Below are 26,635 nucleotides of genomic sequence, written 5' to 3' on the forward strand. Positions count from 1 at the left end.
TTAAAAAGCATCCGCTGGCACAAAAACTTCACCAACCATGATACGCCTTGCTGAGCGACTCATCGATACCTTTTTGGCTTGCCAGCGTCCATCAACCAGTTCAGTTTTGCCACCGACAAGTAACGTACCTGATGGATGACCAAAACGCACTTCATTAAGCTGCTTTTCAGATTGACCGTCACCAGCTGCTTGATTGACGAGCGTACCTTGTGTGGTTGCGGCGGCGGCGATAGCAACTGCTGCTGTACCCATCATGGCATGATGCAATTGCCCCATACTCATGGCACGTACGACTAAGTCAATCTCATCTGCATCGACCGATTTACCACTAGAGGCCGTATAACTTTGTGCTGCGCCCACCCAAGCGATTTTAGGAATGTGTTGGCTGGTCTGCGCCTCGCTCACATCTTTAAACAATCCCATTGCCACGCCGCCTGTGGCACGGATTTTCTCCAGCTTGGCAAGTAGCTCACCGTCACTGTTGATATCACCTTGCAATTCAGTACCGGTAAAGCCCAAATCTTTCGCTTTCATAAAGATGGTTGGGATACCAGCGCTAATGAAGGTGGCTTTGACACTATCAGCGTTTAGACCGCAGCCGGTAACATCGAAGTCATCGACCAAGTTGCCAGTAGGGAACATATCGCTGGTGGCATCTACAGGGTCGATAAATTCAATTTTGACTTCAGCAGCTGGGAAGGTCACGCCATCTAATTCAAAGTCGCCCGTTTCTTGAACTTGCACTTTGTCATTTGCGTCTTTATAGACGGGAACATGGGCAATAATCGTTTTACCGATATTTTCTTGCCAAATGCGTACTTCACAAATACCGCTTTCAGCACCTTCATCGATGCTGTTATTGATTTTGTCAGTATCGACCAGACCCATATTAATGGCACAGGCACCAACCGCTGCGGTTAAGTTGCCACAGTTTCCCGCCCAATCAATCATTGGCTTGGCGATATTGACTTGTCCAAACAGATAGTTCACGTCGTGATCTGATTTGTCAGAGGCCGATAAAATGACCGTTTTTGACGTGCTGGAGCTACCATTACCTAAGCCATCGATTTGCTTGCCATAAGGGTCAGGGCTGCCGATAACCCGCAATAGGAAACTATCGCGCGACTCGCCAGCAACTTGGCAACGCTCAGGTAAATCGGATAATTTAAAGAAAGTACCTTTTGACGTGCCACCGCGCATGTAGGTAGCCGGAACTGAGATTTGTGGGGCGAATTTTGATTTAGAGTTGGTTTGGGTCATTCTTGGACATCCTTTTCTGACTTAAAGTAATTAAATTCGTTCATATTGATTATCTGTGGTAAAATACCACAGTATTGTAAATTACTGAGTTTAATAGAAATTTACTTCATTTTAGTATATTGAGGAGACTATTATGGCCACAGCCAGTATCCGTCTTGACCGATTATTAGTTGATAAAGCACATGCCATTGCAAAAGCACAACATCGTACTCCACCAAAGCAAATTGAACATTGGGCAACCATTGGGCAAATCATGGAAGACAATCCTGATTTATCTTATGAATTTGTTCGTCAGCTTTTGATTGCACAAGCAGAAGTTGATGCTGGTATGGTTCAACCTTATGAATTTGGATAAATAATGACTCAGCCTTTAAGCGTTATCCAATCGCACAGTTTCAAAAAAGCGGTTAAAAAATTGCATAAAAATCAAAAGGCTGATTTAGATAATGCTGTACGTTCCATCATTGAAAATTCTGATTTAGGTGTGCAGAAGGTAGGTGACTTAGCCTCTGTACGTGTCTACAAGTTTAAAATGCTAAAGCAGTTAACCTTATTGGCTTATCAAATTGATGATGGGCAGCTTGTCCTTACCTTATTAATGATTGGTACACATGAGAATTTTTATCGTGATGTTAAATTACTGCTTTGAGATTTTTCTTAACAGCTCAATACTGCGCAATGGACTTAGCTAAATGAGCCGCATTAGTAGGTGATTTGATCAGATAGACAGTCTCTATCAAGCCATTATAATAATCAAGTAACATGATAACCGCATCATCTGCCAGAGTATCATTGTTTATTATCTCATTGAATTGGTTATCCCACCCACAGAGGTGACAGAGACAATCTCCAAACCCGTTAGGGTTCTTTTAATTTTGAGTGTGTCATGTGTTTTACTACTGATTGCGCCTATCGCGCCCATACTGACGTTATTGATTTCGTCATAACTGGCACGGGATTTTTGCCAAGGAAAGCTTGAGATAACGTCCACGTTTTCAAAATGAACCGAGGTACTTGCCTGCATAACGATAAAAGCCGCCTGAGATTGCTTCAAATAGCCGCACAGCTCATTTTTACCACCCTCAACTTCCCATGTACCGTCAGTCGTTTTGTGATTGATCGTCACCTCTACCTCATCGCTGTAGTTGTCACAAGCAGCGACAGGATCATTCATAGCAAGCGTCTGATGCTCCATCAAAAACGTCTCTACATGACTGGGGGTCAGTAAATAATAACTTTGAGCCAAATATAGTGCTCCTGCGGCAATCAATAGTTTAAACCAACCCATAACCCTCTCAATTTTTTTCAGTGATAAATACGACCGTTATTATGCATAAATTATTGATGAATGTTGAGTAAATTTTTAGCTAGATAGTCGTTTAAATCAGTTTTAAAGTGACTCTCAATAATGATAGCGACAAGAGATAATCGTCAGATAATTATCATCGACGGCATATACCAAGCGATTGGCATCATCGATGCGTCTTGACAAAAACCCTGATAGGTTTTCTTTTAGTGGCTCAGGTTTGCCGATGCCTTTAAATGGACTGCACTTGCACTCGGTAATAAGTTTGTTAATACGCTTGAGTGTCTTTTTGTCTTGTGTTTGCCAGTACAGGTAATCTTTCCAAGCGGCATCTGTCCACGCTAGTTGCTCACTCATTATCAGACCTTTTACGTTTATTAAAGCCTTTGAGTTCAAGCATTCTCAATGTTGCTATCCGTATGCTCACTATCATCGCTGCTACCATCACCTTTACCACTGCCTTCTGCCGCATCAATTAGCTCACGCGTAACAGTCTTGCCAGCTTTATATTGGGCAATAGATTCCGCTAAGTGCGCCGCATTGGCAGGAGATTTTAGTAGATAGACGGTTTCCATCAGGCTATTGTAATAATCAAGCGACATCACAACTGCATCATCAGCATCGCGGCGGGTCACGATAGTGGCGTTGGCATCATCATTTACCGTATCTAGGACGGACTTTAAGTGCTTTCTGGCTTCTGAAAAACTAACGACTCTCATGGTTTACTCCTCTCACGACATACTCTATAACTTGTACAATATATCGTACATATTACGCTATTAAGTACAACCATTCAATATCATTATGACTTACGGCTCTTTTGCCGCTGTACTATCTTTGGTTAGGGTGAATTTGTCTTCGTGAGGCTGAATGCCCATCCGAAACGACTGATTGCCAGTCAAAAAAGCAGTCATCCAATTCCAAGTTGTTGCCAAACGATTTTTGGCAGTGCTGAGCGACAAGATATGAATAACCACCCATGCAAGCCACGCTATGATGCCTTTTAAGTGCATGCCTTTTATATCGGCGACTGCTGTTAAGCGTCCAATCATCGCCATATCACCACTATGTTTATATTGAAATGGTTCAACTGTTTTGTCACTTAAGTATTTTCCAAGGTACGTACCCTGACTACTCGCAACCTGTCCCAATTGAGGATGACCATTCGGATAGTTGTCATCATGAGTCGCCAGTGCAATATCACCAAGTGCATAGATATCTTTGTGGTGTTGTAAGGCCAGATGACTATTGACAACTAGTCGATTTCCTCGACCATAATCATCTGGATTGAGACCGCTTATAGGTTCGCAAGTGACACCCGCCGTCCAAATCAGATTGTGTGTGTGAAGGGTTTTACCACTTTTTAGTGTGACTATATGACCATCGTAACGCGCTACAGGATCACTAAAAACAAGGTCAACTTTGAATTTTTCCATCTGTAATTGAGTATAACGTTGTGCCTCAGCACTCATCGGTGCGAGCAAAACGGGATCAGCCGTGACCAGCGTGATACCACCGACATTTTCTAGTAGCTCAGGATATTCTTTATGTAGCGTATATAAGCGAATCTCGGACATCACACCTGCCAGCTCAACACCACTAGGGCCACCACCTGCAATTACAATAGAGAGATAAGGCTCACGCTCTGCTACTGGCAAAGAGGCAGCGTAATTAAATTGCGCCAGCATATGATTGCGAATACTCAAGGCATCCTTGATCGTCTTCATAGGCAGTGCATGAGCTTCAATATCCTTACTACCAAAATAATTGGTCTCAGCACCAGTGGCGATAATCAGGCGATCGTAAGACACATTGCCTGTATCAAGGGTCACGACTTTATCTTCGGTGTTGATACGAAGAAGATTGCCTTGACGGTAGCGCACATTGTCATAATTTTCGATGAATCGTCGTAGCGGATAACTAATGTCTGATGACGCTAAAAATCCAGCAGAGACTTGATATATCAGCGGTGGGAAAAAGTGATAGTCATTACGGTCAACTAAGGTGATATGATCAGCGCTATATTTGGCCAATTGCTCAAGACAGCGAATACCGGCAAAGCCTGCACCAATCAATACGATGTGACGGCGATTATCTGTTTTTGCAGTTAATTTTAGAGGTAGCTTTGGAGGTAATGATGCTTGATGACTGCTCAATGGCGGGTTGCTTTTATTCAGCTTGATTTCATTGTCTACGATAGGAGTGCTCATTATATTTCCTTTTTGTCTTTACAGTAATTTGTGAAATAACAAAAACTGATAAGAGGTCAATAAAATAATGCAATTATCAGGATAATACTTTGTGAACCAAACCAGTATATTATAAATCAATGGGGTTTGAAACCTATAGCAAGAGAACAAAGGCTGAATTTTGTTCATTAATTTAGCGAAAATTAAAAAAAAGAGCCACTCTTAAATTAGCTCTTTTTGTCTCTACGTTTTAAAAAACTTGAAGCAAAGGCAAGGATTTACACAATATCTAGCGTACCCTCGATAAACTCTTTAGCAAAACGTTGTAGCATACCGCCAGCATTGTACATTTTGACTTCATCAGCCGTATCTAAACGGCAGATAATAGGTGTCTCAGTAGTGCTGCCATCAGTACGATGGATCACCAACGTCATTAACCCGCCAGCAGAGACTTCGCCCGTGACATCAAAACTTTCTGAACCATCAATGTTTAACGTATGACGAGTCGTACCTTCTTCGAACTGTAAAGGTAGAGCGCCCATGCCAACTAAGTTTTGACGATGAATACGTTCAAAGTCCTCAGCGACAACGGCTTCCACACCAGCGAGACGCACACCTTTGGCAGCCCAGTCACGGCTTGAGCCTTGACCATAGCCATCACCTGCGATGATGATAAGCGGCTGCTCACGGTTCATATAGGTTTCAATCGCTTCCCACATGCGCATGACTTGGCCTTCTGGCTCTACGCGCGCCAGTGAGCCTTGAATGACTTCACCACTGTCGTCGAGTACCATCTCGTTCAATAGCTTAGGATTGGCAAAGGTGGCACGCTGGGCGGTTAAGTGATCGCCGCGATGGGTGGCATATGAGTTGTAGTCCTCGGCAGGCAAGCCCATGGTATCAAGATATTCACCAGCAGCTGAATCACCCAAAATAGCATTCGATGGTGACATATGGTCGGTCGTGATATTGTCGCCCAATACTGCTAATGGACGCATACCTTTTAATTTGTTCATCGCTGCCATTTTGCCTTCCCAATACGGTGGACGGCGGATATAAGTGGTCATCTCGCGCCAGTTGTATAATGGGCTTAATGCCTTACCCGTGTCTTTTTTGGCCTCATCAAACATCGGAATATAGACGGCATTGAACTGTTCAGGCTTCACGGCTTCTGCCACGATAGCATCCACTTCGTCATCGTCGAACCAGATGTCTTTTAGGTAAACCTCATTGCCGTTTTGGTCTTGGCCTAATGAGTCTTTTTCAATATCAAAGCGAATATTGCCCGCGATAGCATAAGCGATAACCAGTGGTGGTGATGCTAAGAAGGCTTGCTTGGCATAAGGATGGATACGACCATCAAAGTTACGGTTGCCCGATAATACCGCAGTGGTAAACAGATCGTTATCGATGATTTCTTTTTCGATATCAGGATCAAGCGCGCCACTCATACCATTACAGGTGGTACAAGCAAAGCCAACTACGTCAAAGCCTATTTGCTGCATCTCAGACATGAGACCAGCTTCTTCTAAGTACATCTTTACGGTTTTAGAGCCGGGCGCTAACGATGATTTTACCCAAGGCTTACGTAATAAGCCTTTTGCATTGGCGTTACGGGCGACAAGGCCTGCGGCAACCATATTGCGAGGGTTAGAGGTGTTGGTACAACTGGTGATAGCAGCAATGATAACCGCGCCATCTGGCATCAGACCGTCTTTTGGTTCAGGTAGTTTTTCGTCAGCGCCATGAGCAATACCTTTGGCAACCAAATCCGTGGTCGATACCCGTGCATGTGGACGCGAAGGGCCAGCCAGATTACGTACGACTGCTGACAAGTCAAACTCAAGCACGCGCGCGTATTCGGCGTTTTCCATGCCATCAGCCCATAGGCCGGTTTGCTTGGCATACTGCTCGACTAATTTTATTTGCGCTTCACTACGACCCGTTAGACGCAGATAATCAATGGTTTGCTCATCGATATAAAACATCGCTGCGGTCGCGCCATATTCAGGGGTCATATTAGAGATAGAGGCGCGATCACCAACGGTTAGCTGGCGTGCGCCATCACCGAAAAACTCAATATAAGTAGAGACCACGCCTTCGTTGCGTAGGAACTCAGCCATGGCGAGGACCAAGTCGGTACCAGTAACGCCTTTTTGCAGCTTGCCAGTTAATTTTACGCCAACAAAATCAGGCAGGCGCATATATGATGGATTACCCAGCATGACGCTCTCGGCTTCTAGACCGCCAACACCGATTGAGATCACACCTAAAGCATCAACCATAGGCGTATGGCTATCCGTACCAACAAGCGTGTCAGCAAAGGCCACTTCACGACCGTCTTTGCCTTTTACGACTTGTACCACTGGCGACATTTTCTCTAAGTTAATTTGATGCATGATGCCGTTACCAGGTGGTACGACGTTGACGTTATCAAAGGCATACTCACACCAGTTGATAAAGTGAAAACGGTCATCGTTACGGCGCTCTTCAATGGCACGGTTTTTCTCAAACGCGTCTTCTTCAAAGCCAGCATGCTCAACAGCCAATGAATGGTCAACGATGAGCTGGGTCGGTACGATAGGATTAACTTTCGATGGATCGCCACCTTGTTCAGCGATGGCATCACGTAAGCCTGCCAAGTCAACAAAAGCGGTCTGACCCAAGATATCATGACAAACGACGCGAGCCGGATACCAAGGAAAATCAAGGTCTTGCTTACCCTGAATATGCTGGGTCAATGCGGCGGTTAAGTCTTCAGGTGGGCAACGACGAACCAAGTTTTCACACAGTACTTTGGATGAGTACGGTAGTTTGTCATATGCGCCAGCTTGAATACTCTCGATAGCCTCACGGGTATCAAAGTAATACAAGTCGGTATCAGGTAATTGCTTTTTGAATTTATCGTTCATGGGTTGTACGAGAGGGTTGTCCATAAGTCACCTTTGGCGGTTGGCTGGTTAATTTAGGTTAAAATTTTTTTAGCAAAATCATTGCTATGCCGTTGTTATCGCTAATGTTGTTATTAGTAGTGCTGGCAGGCTTTGCTAAAAAAACGGTATAAATTTGCAAGGGAAATAAAGGTAAGAATAAGAAAATGTAGGGTGCGACCTGTGTACCTGAAAGTCATTATTAATACGATGGAACACACCCTACCAAGCTAAAACTTACTCAACATTAAGTGCTAAATTAACGCGCACTCATATCTGGTACAGAACGCAACTCTTCACCAGTATATTCGGCACTTGGGCGAATGATACGGTTATTCGCACGCTGCTCAAACACATGAGATGCCCAGCCCGTCAAGCGTGAACAAACAAAGATAGGTGTGAACAATTTGGTTGGAATACCCATGAAATGATAGGCAGACGCATGGAAAAAGTCAGCATTACAGAACAGCTTCTTCTCGCGCCACATGACTTCCTCACAGCGTACTGATACGGGGTACAGCACTTCATCACCAACGTCAGCAGCCAGTTTTTCCGCCCAACCTTTAATCACGACATTACGTGGATCTGACTCACTATAGATGGCATGACCAAAGCCCATAATCTTATCTTTACGCGCCAGCATTGCCATCATCTCAGACTCTGCTTGATCAGGAGAGGTAAATCCTTCAATCATATCCATCGCCGCTTCATTGGCGCCGCCATGTAAATGACCGCGTAATGAGCCAATCGCGCCAGTGATACAAGAATGAATGTCAGATAGGGTAGAGGCACAGACGCGAGCGGTAAAGGTTGAGGCGTTAAACTCGTGCTCTGCATAAAGAATCAGTGAGACGTTCATTACCTTAGTATGCAGCTCGTTTGGTTTTTCACCTTTAAGCAGATGTAAGAAATGACCGCCAATCGTATCATCGTCGGTTTCAGTTTCGATGCGCACATTGTCGTGGGTAAAGCGATACCAATAGTTGATAATCGATGGGAAAACAGCAAGCATACGATCGGCTTGGTCGTTTTCTTCGTCGAAACTCATTTCAGTCTCAAGGTTACCCAGCATAGAGCAGCCAGTACGCAAGACATCCATCGGATGCGCGTCAGCTGGGATACGCTCAAGCACGTCTTTTAGCGGCTGTGATAGACCACGTAGACCTTTTAACTTGGTTTGATACGCATCAAGCTCACTCTGCGTAGGTAGGTTGCCATAAAGCAATAGATAGGCGACTTCTTCAAAGATGCATTTGTCTGCCAATTCTGACACATCGTAACCGCGATAGGTCAAGCCTGAGCCTGATTTGCCAACGGTAGATAAAGCGGTCTTGCCAGCGACTTGACCGCGTAGTCCTGCGCCTGACAATACTTTTGTTGATGGGTTCTGTGCTGCCATGATTAAGTTCCTTTTGTGGGTAGCTTTTTTGAATTGAAAAGGGAGTATTTCTTACCGTTAATTTATGACTTACTATATCGCTGACTGACAGCTACATAGGCTGTTCAGGCTGTAGACCATCTAAATCGACATTGCAACGCTCAAACTCAGCTTCAATAGGCACATTCAATACTTCCATCGCGCTGCCTGCGCCTTCTGCATTGTTAATTTTCATGTACTTGACGCCAAGCGGTGATTCCATAAAGGTTTGGATTTCAGTCATTTCTTCTGGGGTAGGGTCAGCCATTGGCGTTGCAACTTCTTCACCATTCATGACGCGCAGTTGCTCATTGCCAAAAGCAATCAACTTTTCCCCTACATCTGAGGTATAAAAGTTATCCAACTCTTTTAACTCAGCATCAGTGAACTGACTTTTATAGAAGCTATCGACTTCGGCTTTGCCCAAGTCTTTGTCACGCGATTCAATGCAGCTTACTTGCTCTGCACTGAGCGCACCGCTAGTGATAATCGGGGCGAACAACAGACTGTTAACGGTATCTAACGTAATTGTCGTCATCACAAGATCGTCTTGACTGGCTGGCTGTGCAGCAGACGTATCGGCAACAGCAACGTCACTTGCATTACTGGTCGTGTCATCAGCGGTTTCTGGTGTTTTATCACAGCCTGTTGTGAATAACAAAGCGGCAAGCGTGCTGCTAAGTATTGAAGCTTTTACAACAGAATTAGAATTAAAAAATGACATAAATAACCTAAAATTAAATAAAGACGAATTTCATAGAGATAAAAACACCCAAAGGTGATTTATCTCTACGGCGTTGTCAGTTGCTAACTATTAATGACTAACTATTTATTATCAGCGAACAAGTTATCTAGTGTTTGCTCAAATTCATGATAATTCAAGAAATCATACAGCTCCATGCGGGTTTGCATGGTATCCACAACTTTGTCTTGGGTGCCATCATTCAATAGATGCTGATAAACGTTTAATGCCGCTTTGTTCATCGCGCGAAAAGCTGATAGCGGATACAGCACCATATCAACACCAACGGCATATAATTGCTCTGTGGTATATAAATCCGTCTGACCAAACTCTGTCATGTTCGCTAGTACTGGGATATCAAGTACATCAGTAAATTTACGATACATCTCGATATCGGTTAAGGCTTCTGCAAAGATCATGTCAGCGCCCGCCTCTTGAAAGGCAACGGCGCGCTCAACGGCTGCATCAAGTCCTTCAACAGATAAGGCATCAGTACGAGCCATGATGACAAAGTCCTTATCCGTTCTGGCATCAAGAGCGGCTTTTAAGCGGTCAACCATTTCTGAGATGCTAACGATTTCTTTATTTGGGCGATGACCGCAGCGCTTTTGAGCGACTTGATCTTCGATATGTACCGCTGCCACGCCTGCTTTTTCCATTTTTCTGATGGTTTGGGCGATATTGAATGCGCCACCAAAGCCAGTATCAATATCGACAAGCAGCGGCGTGTCAACCGCATCCGTAATACGGCGAGCATCTTCTAAGACATTATCAAGGCTAGTCATACCCAAATCAGGTAAGCCGAATGAGGCATTGGCCACGCCAGCCCCAGAGAGATATAAAGCCTGATGACCGACCTGCGTCGCCATCATCGCTGTATAGGCGTTGATTGCACCAGCGATTTGTAATGGTTGATTGTTATCATTTTTTAGTTTCATTGCACTGCGGAAGCGCGCGCCAGCCGATGGTGAGGTCATGTCGTAGTCCTTACGTGGAGGGATAGTGTTATCGTTGTTGTTGATTATACCCAATTAATCACCCCTGCAAAGGCTATGAATTGAATTATTATTTATTTATTTTAATAAGAAAATGTAGTATTTTTAATAATATTCATAAATCGAATAGCATTATGTATTTTATAACGATCTGCTTAGCTAACTATTCATTTTTCTCAAGCAATCAAAATTCTTATCACTATTTTTTTACATTTAGTTACAATTATTGGAAGCATTATTGCTTTGTCTACTTATCAGTAGCCATTAAAAAAGCCCTAACAACTCAGCTATTAGGGCTTTTATGACATACGACTAGATGCGTTAGGTTATCAGTGTTTATTTAACCAAACAGACCCGCCAAATTAGCTAGGAATAGTAGCGCAAAGCCGCCTAAGAAGATTAAGCCTGCAACTGATAGCGCATTCATGCCTGCCGATAGTTTTTGATGACTACGAACCAACGAGTAGTTTAACCAGCCAAAGATAGGCGCGGAGACAAAAGCGGATATCATGGCAAATTTGAGCATAGAGCCTAATTGTCCAGTAAAGAAAGTGATAATAACCAAGCCACCACCGATGGCATAGGTCGTCCAAAAAGCAATTTGTTTTTTGGTGATTTCACTTTCGCCTTTAATCAAACGCCAGCACTCTGCATTGGCGCGACCGTAGCCATCCGCACAGGTAATCGTGGTGCCAAACATACACATAAAGGCGACGAAGGCGACCAGTAATCTCGACCATTCACCAATGGTGGCGGTATACATGTTAATTAGCTGATTGATATATGCACCGCCGACCAGCTCAATCTCTTGACCCGAGCCATATTGCACAAAAACACCAAGCGATAAAAAGAACAACGCCAAAATAGCAGAAATTGAATAACCAACATTAAAGTCCAGTAACCCTTGACGCTTGGTTGTATGGTCGGCTTTGACTTTAGCAGACGTCCACATAGAGGTAATGGCGGCAAATTCGAGCGGCGCTGGCATCCAGCCCATTAGCGCGACGATGAAACCCAAGGTCGCCAAATTCCAAGGAGAGGCAGCAACAAAGTCAACGGTCATCACTGTCGGCTTGCCAGCAGCAATAATCACGGCAGCAACGGTCGCCGTCGTCAGCGCAATCATAATCCACTTGGTCAGGCCATCGAGCAGCTTATAATGTCCTGCTATCAAAAAGAACCAAGAAACGGCAACGATGATTAACGACAACGCCATCGTTGATAACCCGAGGGAGGCGGGGAGCATAAAGCCCAATATCACTGCGGCGATCAAAGAGACTGCGCCAGTACTGATGACGGCTGATAAGATGGATAAGATAAAGTAAATCCACAGATAGGCTTTTGAGCGTTTGGCATAGCCAGCGATTAAACTCTCGCCCGTGTCATAGACATAATCTGTCGCGAAACGAAAGAACGGATACTTGAAGACATTGGCCAAAATAATCATGATTGCCAGCTGCCAGCCATAGATAGCACCCGCCTGCGTTGATGAAATTAAATGCGAGCCGCCAATGGCAGCCGTTGCCATTAGAATGCCAGGACCAAAGATGCGCCAACTAAAGCCTTCCTGGGCAGTAGCGCTATCATGGTTGTTCATACGTTGTGTGGTCATAAATACCTCGAAATGGTTAAAACGGCAAATTATCACTTTCCTGTGTCAGCTTGCCAATGATCATTAGAGAATCGGTATATCACTTGCTTAAATATAAAACGATTCATCTTGTATCGACTTTAGCACACCAATGCTACTCAGGAGAACGATTATTCTAGGGCATGCCCTCAATTCAATCGATAGGGCTCTAAATGGGCTAAAAATGGTTAAATCTTGCCAAACATCGTCAAATAGCTAGGTAATATCTCGATATTATCTGCACTATTTTCCTTATTTGACTACAATTTACCCCATTTTTATCACCATTTTTAAAATGAGGACACACCCTAGTCATTATTACTATTTGTTTGCATTGCCATTCTTTTTATTTAGCATAATCAATCCATAATATCAAGCATTAGGATTGATTATTTTTTGGCGGTTCTTTATAACACAATATTCATTCGATAGCTGATAATTTAAGGCTCTGACACAAATTTTTGCTGCCGGTAAGTGATGCCGCGCTGCTCATAGACATGATAAATGGCGACGAGCAAATCAGGTATTTTTGGATGCACAAAATCTTTGAGGGTGTGCAGAAAAATAGGCGAGGTGACGTTTTCATGAACCAAACGTTGATAGCTGATTTGTTCCGTGCGTACCGTTTGTAGGCTGGCAGGCACTAGGGTAATACCTTCGCCCGCAGCCACCAAACCAAGTGCGACTTGCAAGTCGCTCACTGTGGTAGTCATAAATGGCGAAATGCCATATTGTGCAAACAGATGTAGCAAAGGTTCGGTGATGGGCTCATTCAGCGGTGGCTGCTCACTATTGGCGTTTACCGTGCTACTTCCCGTATCAGCTGTTAATGTGCTTGCTGTCGTCGTCAAGACTGGCAGATGCGTTTGATGATATAGAATCAAGCGGTTGTTTGCCAAATCAATCAAACGCTGCTCACGTACATGAGCCAACGGATGGGCTTTAGGAAGCGCCACCACATAACGCTCATGACGCAATAGTATCTGTTGAATCCATGCATCCTGATGAGCAAAACGACCGAAACCAATATCAATTTCACCACTCTTTAGAGCATCCATTTGCTGATAAGAGCTGATGTCTTTTAAATTGACCTCGATATCAGGATTGGATTGTTTGAGCGTTGCAATTATTTCAGGCAGTAGTCCATACAGCACTGACGGTACAAAACCGATGTTTAAGACGCTGCTTGGCGCTGATAAGCGTTGCGTCATACTGGTAACGGTATCGATCTCTGTCAGTATGGTACTGATTTTATCGTAAAAAAACGCACCCGCTTCAGTCAAATGGAGCGGTCTATGGTAGCGATCAATGAGTACCACGCCCATATCGGTCTCAAGCTGTTTGAGTAGGCGACTCAGACTTGGCTGTGACAATCCAGTTTTAGTCGCTGCTGCGCTAAAGCTACGCAAATCTGCAACAGTAATAAACGCATTGAGCTGTTTTAAATCCATATTATTGCGCCTGTTATGGTGTAGGGTGTCTCTATAGAGATCGGTTTTCCATACGTATTCACCTTACTGTTTGAGAGGCTACGTATAAATATTAGTGATATCGAATAAATTATGCTTGAAGATAGTGAGGTGAGCAACTATATTGAGGGTTGGTAACATTGTTACACTTGCGCAAGAAAAATTACAATTTCATTTTAGCAGTCATTTAACGCCAGTAGAATAAACTGGCTTGGTGTTATTCTATGAACGATGAAAAAAAAGACATCGGTACTGATTTTGACGAGGAGTTGACCAAACTTGTTAATAAAAAATCGCGTAAGCTTGTCAAAAATAATATCTATGAACGCTTTATCAGTCGTGTTGACGGTACAGAAGATGACAATCAAAATGAAGGCAAGTCTGACCAATTAACGCCATGGGAAAATATACGACAATCTCCTAATTATGAGTCTTTAAGCTCAGAAGAATTGCAGTTTTTTGCCACCTCAGAGGATAATGAGGGGATAGACATTGATGTATCAGATACGACAACTACAGATGTCAGCTTTGACTTTATTAATGAAGAAAAAATCTTTGGTAATGATGAGCCACTAGCAGATACGCCTCAACCATCAAATAAAGACTATCTGGATGGCTATGATTTAGATGAAAATTCAGACCTTGAACTAGACAGCCATCATGTTGAGCATACCAGTGACGATACTGATACTGATGTTTTTCACCCAGCTCATAATGATGACCAAGTGGTTGGAAGTAAAGTTGCTGAAAATACAGTCGTTGAAAACACGGCAGAACCTGTTAACAACGAAGCAGTAAAACCGCAGGGTAAGCTCGCCAGTAATAAAAAGCCTCTCATCATTGGCATTGCTATAGGGACATTATTGGCTGCTATTATTGTGTTAACCATTAATGCCAGTGGCATCTTATCTCCTTCGACAGAAGGTACAGTGTCTGACGCCTCTAAAGAGGTGGCGAGCGATATTGAGACCAATGCCAGTAGCGATACTCAACCTAAGACTCAGGCTAAGGCAGCTAAGGCAGCTAAGGCGACAACCCTCTCGAATAATCCACCAGTGACTGAAGCTGAACCATCAGCAGTGACCAATCCCAATCAAAATGATGCACCATCAAGTGTCGCAGCGGATAAAGAGACAGAGCAGATAGTAGAAGCAACTACCGATGGCTTGGACAACGAAGCCGCGATTACTTACGAGGATTTTAGAGAAGAGTCACAAAATACGTTATATCGCGAAACCAATGATTAGTTAGGCTGGCAAGTCTTAACAAGGGCAATACGCGCTTTTGGCCGTTATAGCGGGCGATTTTTTAATCTGTTGCATGTAAAATCTTTCTATTATCTACAAGGTTATTTTTTGTCTAAGTAATAAAGGGATAATCTATCGCAAGCTATTGATGTAGTAGGGCACTGATTTCAGCATTTTCTATTTAATCTATTTTCGGTAAGAATCAAATTATAATAAATTGTTTATAAGTGGTCGATTTAATGGAATTATTGAGTAATATAAGATAACCCAGTCTGAAGTATCAAAAACAGTCAAAATTAAAAATATAACTTTACAAGCATCTAGGGGATTAGATTGAAAAAAAAGCTGCAAGTTTTCGTTTCTTCGACATATGAAGATTTAAGATCTGATAGGCAAGCAGCTGTAAGTGCCATATTGAAGGCAGGGCACATTCCTGCTGGTATGGAACTCTTTACTTCTGGAGATCAGTCACAGATGGATACCATTCGGCGCTGGATTGATGAGTCGGATGTATACATGTTGATTCTAGGTGGGCGTTATGGAAGCGTTGAATCGTCAACTCAAGTTAGTTATACAGAATTGGAGTATGATTATGCTTTAGAGCAAGGTAAACCTCTATTTGCTGTAGTTATTGACGAAGACGCATTAGAAGAAAGAGTAAAAGCATCTGGGACACCCTTAATAGAAAGAGACAATCCCAAGCAGTTGAAAGGCTTTCGTGAAAAAGCGCTCTCAAATATATCCTCATTTTTCTCAGATGAAAAAGATATCCGACTTTGTGTATACGAAAGTCTTTCAGATTTTGCCACTAACCGTGACTTAAAAGGTTGGGTAAGTTCAGATGAAGTAACAAACTCACAATCTTTGCTTGATGAAATATCAGCCCTTCGCTTAGAAAATGAACAGTTAAAGTCTGATTTATCAAATGCTGAGAAAAAGATATCTAAACCACAATATGAAATCTCAGATGATAATTACGATGAATTAATTTCGATACTAGAAGCAACTGAAGTTAAAATTCCAGCAAATTTAACAAGTGATGATCAAGATACAACTATAAGTTTGTTAAATATATTCAAACAAACTAGCAAATCATTTATTGTAGGTGTTAGCAATAGTAGAAACTCTTCTGATTTAGATACGTTTTTATACTATAACGTTTGCCCGAAATTACAAATACATGGTCTAGTCATTAATGAGAAAGTTGCAAGTGTTCAATGGCGTCGTTTTGCTATTACTCAAAATGGTATTCAACTACTAGCCTATCTTGATAAAGCAGAATTTTTAGCAAAAAAATCTATATCTGTATGACTTGTAGTATATTCCTCGATTACAATACTGATATTTTTTTAAATAACTTAGCTTACTATCAAACACAAAAAAAGCAGACATCATAATCGATATCTGCTTTTTTGTTTCTAAATTACTTTTTAAACAACAATTAAGCTTGAGGCGTGATTAAGTACTTCTCACCGGTCGCTTGTTTACCGTAAGCAGCGATTGATTGTAGTTTTAATGCCTCTGCTAATGACACTTCATGCGTATAGCTGCTGGCAAATGTCGTGGTGATTTCTTCTGCAACACGTTTGCGCATCGACATGACTGTTTTAGTGCCCAGTTTGCCTAGCGCATTGAACAATAAGAATCCATTAACACCCCAAGCAAAACCAAAGTTACGGTTCAATGTAATAGGGCCGCGGTTTAGGGCGCCATAAATATAAGCTTGTTTAAAAGTGTCAGACCCATAAACGCTGTATTCTTCTACATCACGAGTGATAGCAGTTTCCATACAGTTAAGAATATCGCTGCTTAACTGACCGCCACCGATAGGGTCAAACGAGATAGTGGCACCTGTTTCGATAATCGCTGCCGTTAAATCAGCAATGAAATTATCACTGCTTGAGTTGACCACATATTTTGCGCCCATATCACGCAATAGCGTTTCTTGCTCATCTCTACGTACAATATTGATCAAATCAATGCCATCAGCCATACAAATACGGTTTAACATTTGACCAAGGCTAGAGGCTGCCGCTGCATGAATGATGGCTTTATGCCCTTCAGCACGCATGGTTTCAACCATCGCTAACGCAGTAAGCGGGTTCACAAAAGAAGACGCGCCTTCTTTAGCCGTGGTGCCTTCTTTTAGTTCTAGGCAGCTCTGTACATTGACACAGTGGTATTGACGATAAGTCCCACCGCCAATCACAGCTACTGTCTTACCCATCAATGCTTGTGCGGCATCTGATGAGCCCGCTGCGACCACAGTCCCTGCGCCTTCATTGCCCACAGGCGTGGCTTTACCCACACGTGTTTTTAGCGATGGCATAAACTGGGCGGGGACATCAGCCGTGATGACTGGGTTTTCGTCGGTGCCTGATTGTACAGCTGTTGCCATATTGGCGGCGCTGAACATAACCCCCAAATCAGATGGGTTCAATGGTGCCGCTTCAATGCGCACAACGACTTCATCAGCACCAGGCTGCGGCATATCAATCTCTTGTAATGCCAATGTCAATTTGTTGTCTTCGCTGATGGTTGAAGTCAGCTGGATGTTTTTATCAGTCATAGGGTTTGCTCCTGCAAATCGTTATAGTTATTGAACCAATGACGGTATTGTATTGGCACTATTTTTTGGTTATTGACTACAAAGGTTGTTCTGTAGTTAAGTACTTTTTAATATCAAACTAGCCAGCGTTTGCGGCTTTAATTTGAGCTGTCACATGCTGCATAAACTCTGGCATGTTTGCTAGGCGACCTTCTTCTACTTGTTTGGCAGTATCAGACTCTTTCACAGCAGCATTCCACTCTTTCATACCTGGGATTTCTGCCACCACATCCCAGTTAAGTTGGGTAGAGGCAAATGCGCTGACAATAGTATTCACATAATAAACATAGATGTCAGCCATCGTGAATTCGTCACCTGCAATCCAAGGCGAGAATTGACACAAGCGATTCAAGGCAATAATACCGCGGCTCAATACTTGGCGTACTTCATCCTTGACAGGTTCAGGGGCATCAGTGCCTGAAAAAACATAAGGGATTAGCCTGCGGCTTGGCAGCTCAAAATAAAGCTCTGATATCTTCATAATTTGACGCACAGTTGCGCGTTCTGCCACATTTTTGGGATATAACGGCTTTTCTGGGTAAGTTTCTTCTAAAAAATCACAAATAACGCTCGATTCTGACAAGTTAAAGCCGTCAGGAGTTGTGATGGCAGGTACTTTGCCAACTGGGCTGACTTTCATCAACTCGTCACTACTACCGTAGACAAGGTTTTCTTGGAATGATAGTTCTTTGAATAAAAGGGTGTGTTTCACGATATTGTAATAGTTGCTCGCAGCAAAACCATGCAAAGTAATCATAAGTCCATTTTCCATTATTGATATAAAAGTTGTAATTTTTAAGTTAAACACATTATTACTGGTTTTAATATGGTTATATATAAGGGAAAACGTGAATCACTATTGTTATTAAGACAATAATAGAGCGAAAATACTCAAATATTTATTGAATGGAGAAATAGGTTGGATCAACTACGTGCAATACGGTATTTTAGTAAAGTCGTCGAAATGGGTAGCTTTACCAAAGCGGCAAGTGCATTTAATGTGCCGCCATCCTCATTGTCGAGACGTGTTTCTGATTTAGAAAAGAGTTTGGGCGCGACATTACTAAAGCGTTCGACCCGCATCGTTAAGCTGACCGAAGTTGGGCAAGTCTATTACAACGACGTGCAGCAGATATTGAACCAATTAGAACAAAGTAAAGAGACGGTTCGCAGCTACCAAACGACGCCAATGGGGCGTTTGCGCATCAGCTCGATGGTGGGTTTTGGTGAAAAGATACTGCTACCTTTATTAGATGAATTTAGTCTGTTATACCCAGAGATTGTATTGGATGTCAGTTTAAGTGATGAGCTGTCAACGCTTGGGCGTGATGATGTCGATATTGCGATTCGCGGTGGCTACGCGCCAAATGAGCGAGTGCTTGCAATCAGGCTGATGGACAATGGCTTTATTCCAGTTGCGTCCCCTAGTTATCTGGAAAAATACGGTATACCTAGCCATGTGATGGAATTAAAAGATCATAAAGGCCTTTATTTTAAGGCACCAACAGGGCCAACGCCTTGGCTATGTCATGTGGATGATCAGTGGCATGATGTCTCAGGGCCTGCGGTAGCGATTTCAAATAACGGGCCGTGGCTGGCAAAAAAAGCTTGTGACGGTGACGGTGTTTTAATGTCAACTCGATGGGCGTTAGCGTCATATCTTGAGTCAGGACAACTGATAGAACTAAACTTTGAGCATACATTAACGATTACCCAACATGCTGATATGGCGGTGTATTTGTTGTACCAAAAACAGCGCTACTTAGTACCAAAAGTAAAAGCTGCTGTCGATTTTTTGGTTGAGAGGATAAAGATAGCGGTCAGTTAATTTAGCGTATTTAAGAGGTAGTTGCTAAACCAGATATATCTTTACAAAGATACATCCATCTTGATTCAATATCAAGGCCTCTAGTAAGTAGCTTTATCCTTTTAGTTTTCCCTATATCAAGATAGAGATCAGGAGATTATTTACGCTTAGTACATTTATAGTGGTTATTGTTTTCCGATGATATTATAAATTGAGTGCTGTTTTAGAGTATTATAAAAAACTGAAATAGCACAGAATGAGATATTAGTCATGCTTAAACTCAGGAGGTTAAATTGATCTTTCAAGAAAATGAAGAAAATACATTAGAGGAAAAAACTAGAGACAAGCGTCTTTATAGTATTGGAGATATGACAAAAGCAGGATCAAAAATTTCTGGCATATATGATAGTTCCATAAATTATATTTTATATTGGAATGCAAATGGTGGGCTTTGTTGGGAAATAGATAAACTAAGTGACAATGCAAACAATGTGCTTCTAGAGGCTAAACGAATAAGAACATTAGCTGGGAGCGTATTAACCCAGAATAGAATTTCAGTTATCAATGATATGCTAGCAGACATAATTTCTGAATCTTTAAGGACTAATGATCTCAAATCTACCGAAGATCTATTCAAGGAAGTTGAAAGTCATATCGAGAAATATAAAGATGAAATACTATCTGTTGTTTCTAGAGGGCCGCGCTTTAAAATTTACAGGGTAAAAGGAGATCTAATACAATGGCATCACTCTAAGCTTCATGAATCTTTAAGAAAGCCAGCTGAAGATTTCAATGCATTACAGTCTTTAGCTACATCTGTTTTACCTAAATCCCAACGTAAAGCAGTTTCAAGGTTGCTAAGCGCTTCATTATCTAACGCTTTTAGACAAGAAATAATACAAGATAATGTTGATCTATTTGAGAAACCGAGAGTGTTTATATACTCACAAATAGAAAGCTACCTTAAAGTAAAAATTTTCTATGTAAGTCTATTGACAACCATTATTATGCTTATTTCACTTTTAGGTGGTTATTTATATTTTGACAGTGGTCTAATGTATTTCTCTGCTGCCAGCGCTGGAATTTTAGGGACTATGATTTCATCCTTGCAGAGAAATAATGAAATTTCTATCGATCCTTATATTAGTCCTCGGGGACTGTATAGTGAAGGAATATCTAGAATATTTATTGGTACTGTATTTGGTTTATTCATAGTTTTTTGTGCTAATTCTGATTTGGCTTTGGCTCCATTCAAAGAAAATATATATGCTTTGGTTTGCTTTGCCTTTATAGCAGGATTTAGCGAAAGGTTTGTACCTGATTTAATGTCAGCGGTTGCAAGTAATGTTAAGAGTCACGAATAGAAAGCTAATCTAAGGAACAAAGAGTAGCTAGTTTTTCTTATTGTTCGCTTAAGCTTATCTAAGCACATTAGTATTACCCATATGCTTGACATATTGTTCCATACATCAAGCGTTCAATATGTCAAAATAGAATGATAAGCTTTAAAGCACAATTTTTTTCACTTCAGTTTGTGCTGCTATGTGAATAATCCCAATTGATAACTAGTGATATATAAATGCACTTACAAACTGAGGTTTGTCGTATCTTAAATCAGAGACATTACAAGGACACATTGATATAACTAACTCATTTTCTTTATTGACCCTGTCCTAGATCCTCTAAAATAGCGCACTCTGCATTATCATCGCCTGCGCAATGATCAAAAGAGTTCTGTAGCGAGTTGACCATCTCTTGCAGTTGTGCAATTTTTTGATTCAGCGTTTCGATATGCTCTTGTGTCAGTTGCTTAACATCCGCACTCTGACGGTTGGCATTTTTGCGCAGATACAGTAACTCTTTCATTTGCTTGGATGAGAATCCTAAGTCACGAGAATGTCTCAAAAAGCATAAGTCATCGATATCGTCTTTAGAATACAAGCGATAACCTGAATTCGAGCGATTGACTGTTTCTAGCAAGCCAATCTGCTCATAGTAGCGAATCATTTTGGTAGAGATACCTGATTGCTTTGATGCTTGACCAATATTCATATTTATCCTCCTAATCTAAAAAGGGTTTAAATAACCTGTGTATTTAAACCCTATAGGGATAACCTTTACGATTCTATATTCACTCTGTAGCGGTTTAGTAGTTCGCTGACTATGCTTTAAAATACTTGAGGCGTAGTGCATTACCCAATACGAAAACAGAGGACAGCGCCATTGCCGCTGCTGCAAAAATGGGTGAGATCAGGATACCAAAGGCGGGATACAAGACACCAGCGGCAATCGGGATTAAAGCAACATTATAAATAAATGCCCAAGCCAGATTTTGTCTGATATTACTGATGGTGGCTTTACTCAAGGCAATCGCGGTAGGCACGCCTTGCAGACTACCTGACATTAGCACCACTTCAGCCGCCTCAATCGCCACGTCTGTGCCTGTACCAATGGCCAATCCAACATCTGATTGAGCCAATGCAGGGGCATCATTAATACCGTCACCAACAAATGCCACTCGACCATATTGTTCTTGTAACTGGCGTACCGCATCCACTTTTCCTTCGGGTAATACTTCTGCCACTACCTGATCGATATTTAATTTTTCGGCAATCGCTTGGGCTGTATGGCGATTATCGCCTGTAATCATAGCCACTTTTAAGCCCAACTGATGTAGTGCAGCGATGGCGGCATGAGTCGTCTCTTTAATAGGATCTGCAACGGCGATGATAGCGGCCAACTGCTGGTCAATAGATACATAGAGTGGGGTTTTGCCTTCTTGACCCAAACGTAGCGCGTCTTGTTCAAAAGGCGCAACATCAAGCCCCAATTGTTGCATGTAACGATCCGCGCCAATGTGAATCACTTGGCCTGCCACGTTTGCTTGAATACCCAAACCTGTCATCGCCTCAAAGTCAGTGATAGGAAGCAGTTGAATATTCTGTTGTTCTGCGGCTTGAACAATGGCTAAGGCGATTGGATGTTCAGATTTTGCTTCAACCGATGCCACCACACGTAAGACTTGTTCTTTCTCAAACCCTTGTTGGATTTGGAAATCCGTTAAGGTAGGTTTGCCTTCAGTCAATGTGCCTGTTTTATCAACGGCAACCACGCTCACGTCTTGAAGCATTTGTAGCGCTTCACCTTTACGGAATAGCACACCCAATTCTGCACCACGACCCGTACCGACCATAATAGAGGTGGGAGTAGCCAATCCCATTGCACAAGGGCAGGCTACAATGAGTACGGCAACCGCATTGATTAAACCAAAGGTTAAGGCAGGGTCAGGGCCAAAAATTAACCAAACTATAAAGGTCAATGCTGATAAAAACATCACCGCTGGTACAAACCACAGGGTGACTTTATCCACCAATGCTTGAATCGGTAATTTAGAGCCTTGGGCTTGTTCTACCATACGAATGATTTGTGCTAATACAGAATCTTCACCAATGGCCGTTGCCCGAACATTCACGGTGCCGTTTTGATTGATAGTACCGCCGACCACTTGATCGCCTGCTTGTTTTTTCACAGGGACAGGTTCACCCGTAATCATAGATTCATCAATATAACTGTGACCGTCGACGACTTCGCCATCGATAGGCACACGCTCGCCTGGACGGATTTCAACTATCATTTGTGCAGTGACGTCTTCTACAGGGACTTCAATGACTTTGCCATCTTGCTGTACACGGGCGGTCTTTGCCTGCATGCCTACTAAATGCTGAATGGCTTGAGAAGTACGACCTTTAGCTTTTGCTTCAAAATAACGACCTAATAAAATCAAGCTCACAATCATGGCAGCGGCTTCATAATAGACGTGCACCGTGCCTTCAGGTAGCGCTTGCGGGATAAAGGTAGCTATGAGAGAAAAGCCATATGCTGCGACGGTACCAATCGCCACTAGCGAATTCATATCTGGCGCAAAACGCAATAAGGCTGGCACGCCTTTCTGATAAAAGCGTCGGCCTGGAAAGAGTAGTACCAATGTGGTCAAAACAAACTGTATCAACCAACTTTGCTGAGTGCCGAGGTTATTCACCACCCACATATGAAAGGCTGGAATCATATGCGAGCCCATTGCGAGAATGAATACGGGCAGTGACAACAGCGCAGAAAGCCCCAAATCTCGTTTAAGCTGATTTTGCTCCGAGGCTTTCTTATCTTGTCGATTACTTTGGTCTTGTTCTACCAGTTTGGCCTCGTAACCCGCTTTTTTAACGGCCTCAATCAATTCACTCGTTTTTATTTGCGCATCGCCTTTAATCCAAGCGCGTTCAGTCGCAAGGTTTACAGTAGCTTGTTGCACGCCAGCGACTTTGGCCAAGGATTTTTCTACTCGTCCAACGCAAGAGGCACAGCTCATGCCTTCTATTGATAGCTCGATAGGCTTGGTTTCAGTCACCTTATAGCCTGCACGCTCTACCGCTTTATTTAACTGGGCGACATCTACAGGCTGAGATGAGTAAACAGTCGCCTGTTCAGTGGCAAGGTTTACCTCGGCATTTTCAACGTGTTCAATATTTTTTAATTGTTTTTCGATACGCCCGACGCAAGATGCGCAACTCATGCCTTCAATGCTCAGCACTTCATGATAAGTAAGGGCTTTAGTATTTTTTGTTTTCATAACAACCTCTGTCGTTTTTAATTCTGTTTTTAATCTATAGTGACAGCATATAAGTTGACACCATGGTAAGGTCAAGCGTATTTCTATAATACTTTCAAAACATTACTCCTGAACCGTGTTGTGATGACGAAGTAAGGGTGCGGAAGGTTTAAATGAGAGGAGTTGTAGATAACAAAGGAGGGTAAGAAGGGTATTGCCGATAACTTATCTCATGGAAACAAGGGCGGCACCCTACCTAGTGAAGACTTAAGTATTTGGCTGTAGGATAATGGTATCAACACTTTAACTTCCTGAAATAGTTCGCAGTGTACTTCATGGTGTACTTACTATATATATTCTACTCGTGATTAGTGCGCCATACAGGCTTCGAACTGCTAGTATTTTATGTGAAGCTAATAACGATAAAATCGACAGTATGAAGCGTTATCATGAAGCTATATGACTAATACATCCTTATTTAGTTACACTGTATTTTCAACACAGCTCATATTTATCATTCATCTTTCAATAGTGATATCACCCATCGCTGCAATGCATCCTCATGATAACGTGGGTGCCAAGCGGCAATCACATCGAACGTATCCGGTGTGTGCTCAAGTTTAATCTCAATTAAATTTAATCCCTTGATAGCACGAGAAGGCAAAAAAGCAATGGAATCCGTTGTTTCAAGATACAGTGGTACGACCGAAAAACAGGGCGCAGACACCACCACGTTTCTTTTTAAACCAAACGATTTAAACCAATCATCAACAGAGCCTTTAAAGTTAGGGCGTGATGGTGAGGCAATGATACTAGGATATTGTGCCACGTCGGCCAAGGTAGGTGTGCCTTTCAAAATAGTGGCGTTTGGTGATGCGACACAAACATGATGCTCTTCAAATAAGGTCAAAATAGGATAACTGTCTGGAATATAATCAGGAAAGGCAATCGCCAAATTAACGTGACCACTCTCCATCAATTCGTTGAGTTTATCAATTTCAAAGTCCCTAACTATCACCTTTAAGTTAGGGGCTTGTGTCCTTATCAGGGCAATCAATGTTGGCAAGACTATTTGCTGTGCATAATCAGTAGCCGCAACAACAAAGGTGCCTTCAACGGTATTGGGGTCAAATGTGATTGGTGACACCAAAGTACTAAAATCATGCAGTAGCTTGTCAACACTCACGGATAGAGTCTGTGCGAAGGGGGTGGCAATAAACCCATTGGTTTTGCGAAGAAACAATCGATCATCAAAAACGTCGCGTAGCTTTTTTAATTGCTCACTGACCGCTTGTTGCGTAAGTCCTAGCTGCGCTGCGGCTTTAGAAGCACTTTGCTCACGTATGAGCGCTTGAAACACACGCAGTTGTTTGATGTCTAATCTGTCTAATTTACTCAATGTAGTTCTCCATTGTCAGAACGTTCGCCTCATAGTATTTAACCAGTCGTCAACTGCTTGTCAATCTGCTGCTAACAATCAACACTATAAACCAATAATACTTGTATCACTAACAGGAATTATTTGTTTTTAATTGTTGATCGAGTGGCTTATTATCAACACATCAAAACAAACCTCGGAGAAAAAAATGAAAACTGTTATTTTGATTGGTGCATTGGGTAAAATGGGTCAAGCAGCGTTAAGTGGGCTTGGCAATCATAAGGTAATTACGGCAGGTCGTTCTGGCGACGTGAATCACATTGTAGATATTACTAATGAGCAATCTATTAGAACGCTTTATGAAGCTGTTGGTCATTTTGATGCGGTAGTGAATACTGTTGGGCTTTGCGAATATGCAAGCTTTGCAGAGATGACAGAAGCTCAGTGGATGACCACTGTGATGAGTAAGATGATGGGGCAAATTAATTTAGTGCGTATTGGCCAAGAGTATATTGCCGATGCAGGCTCATTTACTTTGATTAGTGGTATTTTGAATAAAAAGCCGATTCCTTACGCCATTGCAGATGCTACAACGAGCGGTGCTATTGATACTTTTGTGCAATGTGTTTCGCTAGAGATGCCAAGAAATACCCGTATTAATGTGGTAAACCCAACAGTCTTGGTCGAAGCTTGGGATGTATATGGTGAGATGATGCCAGGTTTTGAGCCAGTACCAAGTGCATTAGTAGGTAAAGCGTTCGAGCGTTCAGTAGATGGTTTTATTACTGGTGAAGTGATTGTTGTTGACGCTTAACTATCATCAACTAAACACTGCGGTTTTATCAGGCAATTGTTTTACCCAAAAGTCAGCTTATAGTAAGCTGACTTTTTTACTTTCGTTCAGACTGAGGACACGCCCTAGCCATCTGACTTAATACTAGAGCTAACTACCAGTACTTCAGCTTTGCTAAAGTAGTATGATTTTTTAGGGTATACCCCAAGGGAACTAGCTGTTTTACACTCTAAACCTATTAATAGACCACTGAAAATAGAC

22 protein-coding genes and 1 pseudogene are annotated in these 26,635 nt (G+C 42.3%); 7 read left to right on the plus strand and 16 right to left on the minus strand.

Annotation, left to right across the window (positions count from 1 at the left end):
* Positions 1-1,260, minus strand: a complete 1,260-nt coding sequence (gene prpF / locus AAEY72_RS01110) for a 2-methylaconitate cis-trans isomerase PrpF (RefSeq protein ID WP_352309128.1) — start codon at positions 1,258-1,260, stop codon at positions 1-3.
* Between the two features lie 133 nt (positions 1,261-1,393).
* Here prpF and AAEY72_RS01115 point away from each other — a divergent pair, with 133 nt between their 5' ends.
* Complete coding sequence (locus AAEY72_RS01115) at positions 1,394-1,615, plus strand: TA system antitoxin ParD family protein (protein ID WP_010200429.1); 222 nt, start codon at positions 1,394-1,396, stop codon at positions 1,613-1,615.
* A 3-nt stretch (positions 1,616-1,618) separates the two neighbouring features.
* Positions 1,619-1,909, plus strand: coding sequence for a type II toxin-antitoxin system RelE/ParE family toxin (locus AAEY72_RS01120; protein ID WP_010200428.1), 291 nt, complete (start codon positions 1,619-1,621; stop codon positions 1,907-1,909).
* Between the two features lie 150 nt (positions 1,910-2,059).
* On the opposite strand, the gene AAEY72_RS01130 is transcribed toward AAEY72_RS01120, so the two are convergent.
* From AAEY72_RS01130 to AAEY72_RS01175, 10 genes and pseudogenes are all read right to left on the minus strand, one after another.
* A complete protein-coding gene (locus AAEY72_RS01130) occupies positions 2,060-2,548 on the minus strand; it encodes a hypothetical protein (protein WP_352309129.1) in 489 nt (162 codons plus the stop codon).
* Positions 2,549-2,662: 114 nt separating this feature from the next.
* Positions 2,663-2,923: a Txe/YoeB family addiction module toxin gene (locus tag AAEY72_RS01135; RefSeq protein ID WP_502945337.1), complete on the minus strand. Its 261-nt coding sequence runs from the start codon at positions 2,921-2,923 to the stop codon at positions 2,663-2,665.
* Positions 2,924-3,027: 104 nt separating this feature from the next.
* Positions 3,028-3,285, minus strand: a pseudogene (locus AAEY72_RS01140) (type II toxin-antitoxin system Phd/YefM family antitoxin); the annotation flags it as partial.
* A 90-nt stretch (positions 3,286-3,375) separates the two neighbouring features.
* Positions 3,376-4,776 carry an NAD(P)/FAD-dependent oxidoreductase gene (locus AAEY72_RS01145; protein ID WP_352309130.1) on the minus strand — a complete coding sequence of 467 codons (1,401 nt, stop codon included), beginning with the start codon at positions 4,774-4,776 and terminating at the stop codon, positions 3,376-3,378.
* A 257-nt stretch (positions 4,777-5,033) separates the two neighbouring features.
* On the minus strand, positions 5,034-7,667 hold the full coding sequence (acnD, locus tag AAEY72_RS01150; RefSeq protein ID WP_352309373.1) for a Fe/S-dependent 2-methylisocitrate dehydratase AcnD: 2,634 nt from the start codon (positions 7,665-7,667) through the stop codon (positions 5,034-5,036).
* Positions 7,668-7,944: 277 nt separating this feature from the next.
* Positions 7,945-9,084 carry a bifunctional 2-methylcitrate synthase/citrate synthase gene (gene prpC, locus AAEY72_RS01155; RefSeq protein ID WP_352309131.1) on the minus strand — a complete coding sequence of 380 codons (1,140 nt, stop codon included), beginning with the start codon at positions 9,082-9,084 and terminating at the stop codon, positions 7,945-7,947.
* A gap of 91 nt (positions 9,085-9,175) precedes the next feature.
* A complete protein-coding gene (locus tag AAEY72_RS01160) occupies positions 9,176-9,826 on the minus strand; it encodes a DUF2059 domain-containing protein (RefSeq protein ID WP_352309132.1) in 651 nt (216 codons plus the stop codon).
* Positions 9,827-9,927: 101 nt separating this feature from the next.
* Positions 9,928-10,821 (minus strand): methylisocitrate lyase, encoded by an 894-nt coding sequence (gene prpB / locus AAEY72_RS01165; protein WP_352309133.1) that lies wholly within the window; start codon positions 10,819-10,821, stop codon positions 9,928-9,930.
* A 358-nt stretch (positions 10,822-11,179) separates the two neighbouring features.
* Positions 11,180-12,451: an NRAMP family divalent metal transporter gene (locus AAEY72_RS01170; RefSeq protein WP_352309134.1), complete on the minus strand. Its 1,272-nt coding sequence runs from the start codon at positions 12,449-12,451 to the stop codon at positions 11,180-11,182.
* Between the two features lie 458 nt (positions 12,452-12,909).
* Positions 12,910-13,920: a LysR family transcriptional regulator gene (locus AAEY72_RS01175; RefSeq protein ID WP_352309135.1), complete on the minus strand. Its 1,011-nt coding sequence runs from the start codon at positions 13,918-13,920 to the stop codon at positions 12,910-12,912.
* Positions 13,921-14,162: 242 nt separating this feature from the next.
* Here AAEY72_RS01175 and AAEY72_RS01180 point away from each other — a divergent pair, with 242 nt between their 5' ends.
* Positions 14,163-15,185, plus strand: a complete 1,023-nt coding sequence (locus tag AAEY72_RS01180) for a hypothetical protein (RefSeq protein WP_352309136.1) — start codon at positions 14,163-14,165, stop codon at positions 15,183-15,185.
* Between the two features lie 333 nt (positions 15,186-15,518).
* On the plus strand, positions 15,519-16,496 hold the full coding sequence (locus AAEY72_RS01185) for a DUF4062 domain-containing protein (RefSeq protein WP_352309137.1): 978 nt from the start codon (positions 15,519-15,521) through the stop codon (positions 16,494-16,496).
* 130 nt (positions 16,497-16,626) lie between these two features.
* Here AAEY72_RS01185 and AAEY72_RS01190 read toward each other — a convergent pair whose 3' ends face one another.
* Together AAEY72_RS01190 and AAEY72_RS01195 are read right to left on the minus strand one after the other, a co-directional pair.
* A complete protein-coding gene (locus AAEY72_RS01190; protein WP_352309138.1) occupies positions 16,627-17,754 on the minus strand; it encodes a zinc-binding dehydrogenase in 1,128 nt (375 codons plus the stop codon).
* 118 nt (positions 17,755-17,872) lie between these two features.
* Positions 17,873-18,550 (minus strand): glutathione S-transferase family protein, encoded by a 678-nt coding sequence (locus AAEY72_RS01195; protein WP_352309139.1) that lies wholly within the window; start codon positions 18,548-18,550, stop codon positions 17,873-17,875.
* 162 nt (positions 18,551-18,712) lie between these two features.
* Here AAEY72_RS01195 and AAEY72_RS01200 point away from each other — a divergent pair, with 162 nt between their 5' ends.
* Positions 18,713-19,621 (plus strand): LysR family transcriptional regulator, encoded by a 909-nt coding sequence (locus AAEY72_RS01200; protein ID WP_352309140.1) that lies wholly within the window; start codon positions 18,713-18,715, stop codon positions 19,619-19,621.
* A 272-nt stretch (positions 19,622-19,893) separates the two neighbouring features.
* The gene (locus AAEY72_RS01205) at positions 19,894-20,964 is read left to right on the plus strand and encodes a hypothetical protein (protein WP_352309141.1); all 1,071 of its coding nucleotides are present in this window, start codon (positions 19,894-19,896) and stop codon (positions 20,962-20,964) included.
* Between the two features lie 295 nt (positions 20,965-21,259).
* Here AAEY72_RS01205 and cueR read toward each other — a convergent pair whose 3' ends face one another.
* From cueR to AAEY72_RS01220, 3 genes are all read right to left on the minus strand, one after another.
* Positions 21,260-21,652, minus strand: a complete 393-nt coding sequence (gene cueR, locus AAEY72_RS01210) for a Cu(I)-responsive transcriptional regulator (protein WP_352309142.1) — start codon at positions 21,650-21,652, stop codon at positions 21,260-21,262.
* Positions 21,653-21,761: 109 nt separating this feature from the next.
* Positions 21,762-24,224 carry a heavy metal translocating P-type ATPase gene (locus AAEY72_RS01215; protein ID WP_352309143.1) on the minus strand — a complete coding sequence of 821 codons (2,463 nt, stop codon included), beginning with the start codon at positions 24,222-24,224 and terminating at the stop codon, positions 21,762-21,764.
* 493 nt (positions 24,225-24,717) lie between these two features.
* Positions 24,718-25,602, minus strand: a complete 885-nt coding sequence (locus AAEY72_RS01220; RefSeq protein WP_352309144.1) for a LysR family transcriptional regulator — start codon at positions 25,600-25,602, stop codon at positions 24,718-24,720.
* A gap of 187 nt (positions 25,603-25,789) precedes the next feature.
* Between AAEY72_RS01220 and AAEY72_RS01225 the strand changes: the two genes are divergently transcribed.
* The gene (locus AAEY72_RS01225; protein ID WP_352309145.1) at positions 25,790-26,395 is read left to right on the plus strand and encodes a short chain dehydrogenase; all 606 of its coding nucleotides are present in this window, start codon (positions 25,790-25,792) and stop codon (positions 26,393-26,395) included.
* The last annotated feature ends 240 nt before the right edge of the window (positions 26,396-26,635 follow it).

It is taken from the genome of Psychrobacter sp. W2-37-MNA-CIBAN-0211 (genome assembly GCF_040309405.1).
Lineage (GTDB): Bacteria > Pseudomonadota > Gammaproteobacteria > Pseudomonadales > Moraxellaceae > Psychrobacter > Psychrobacter glaciei.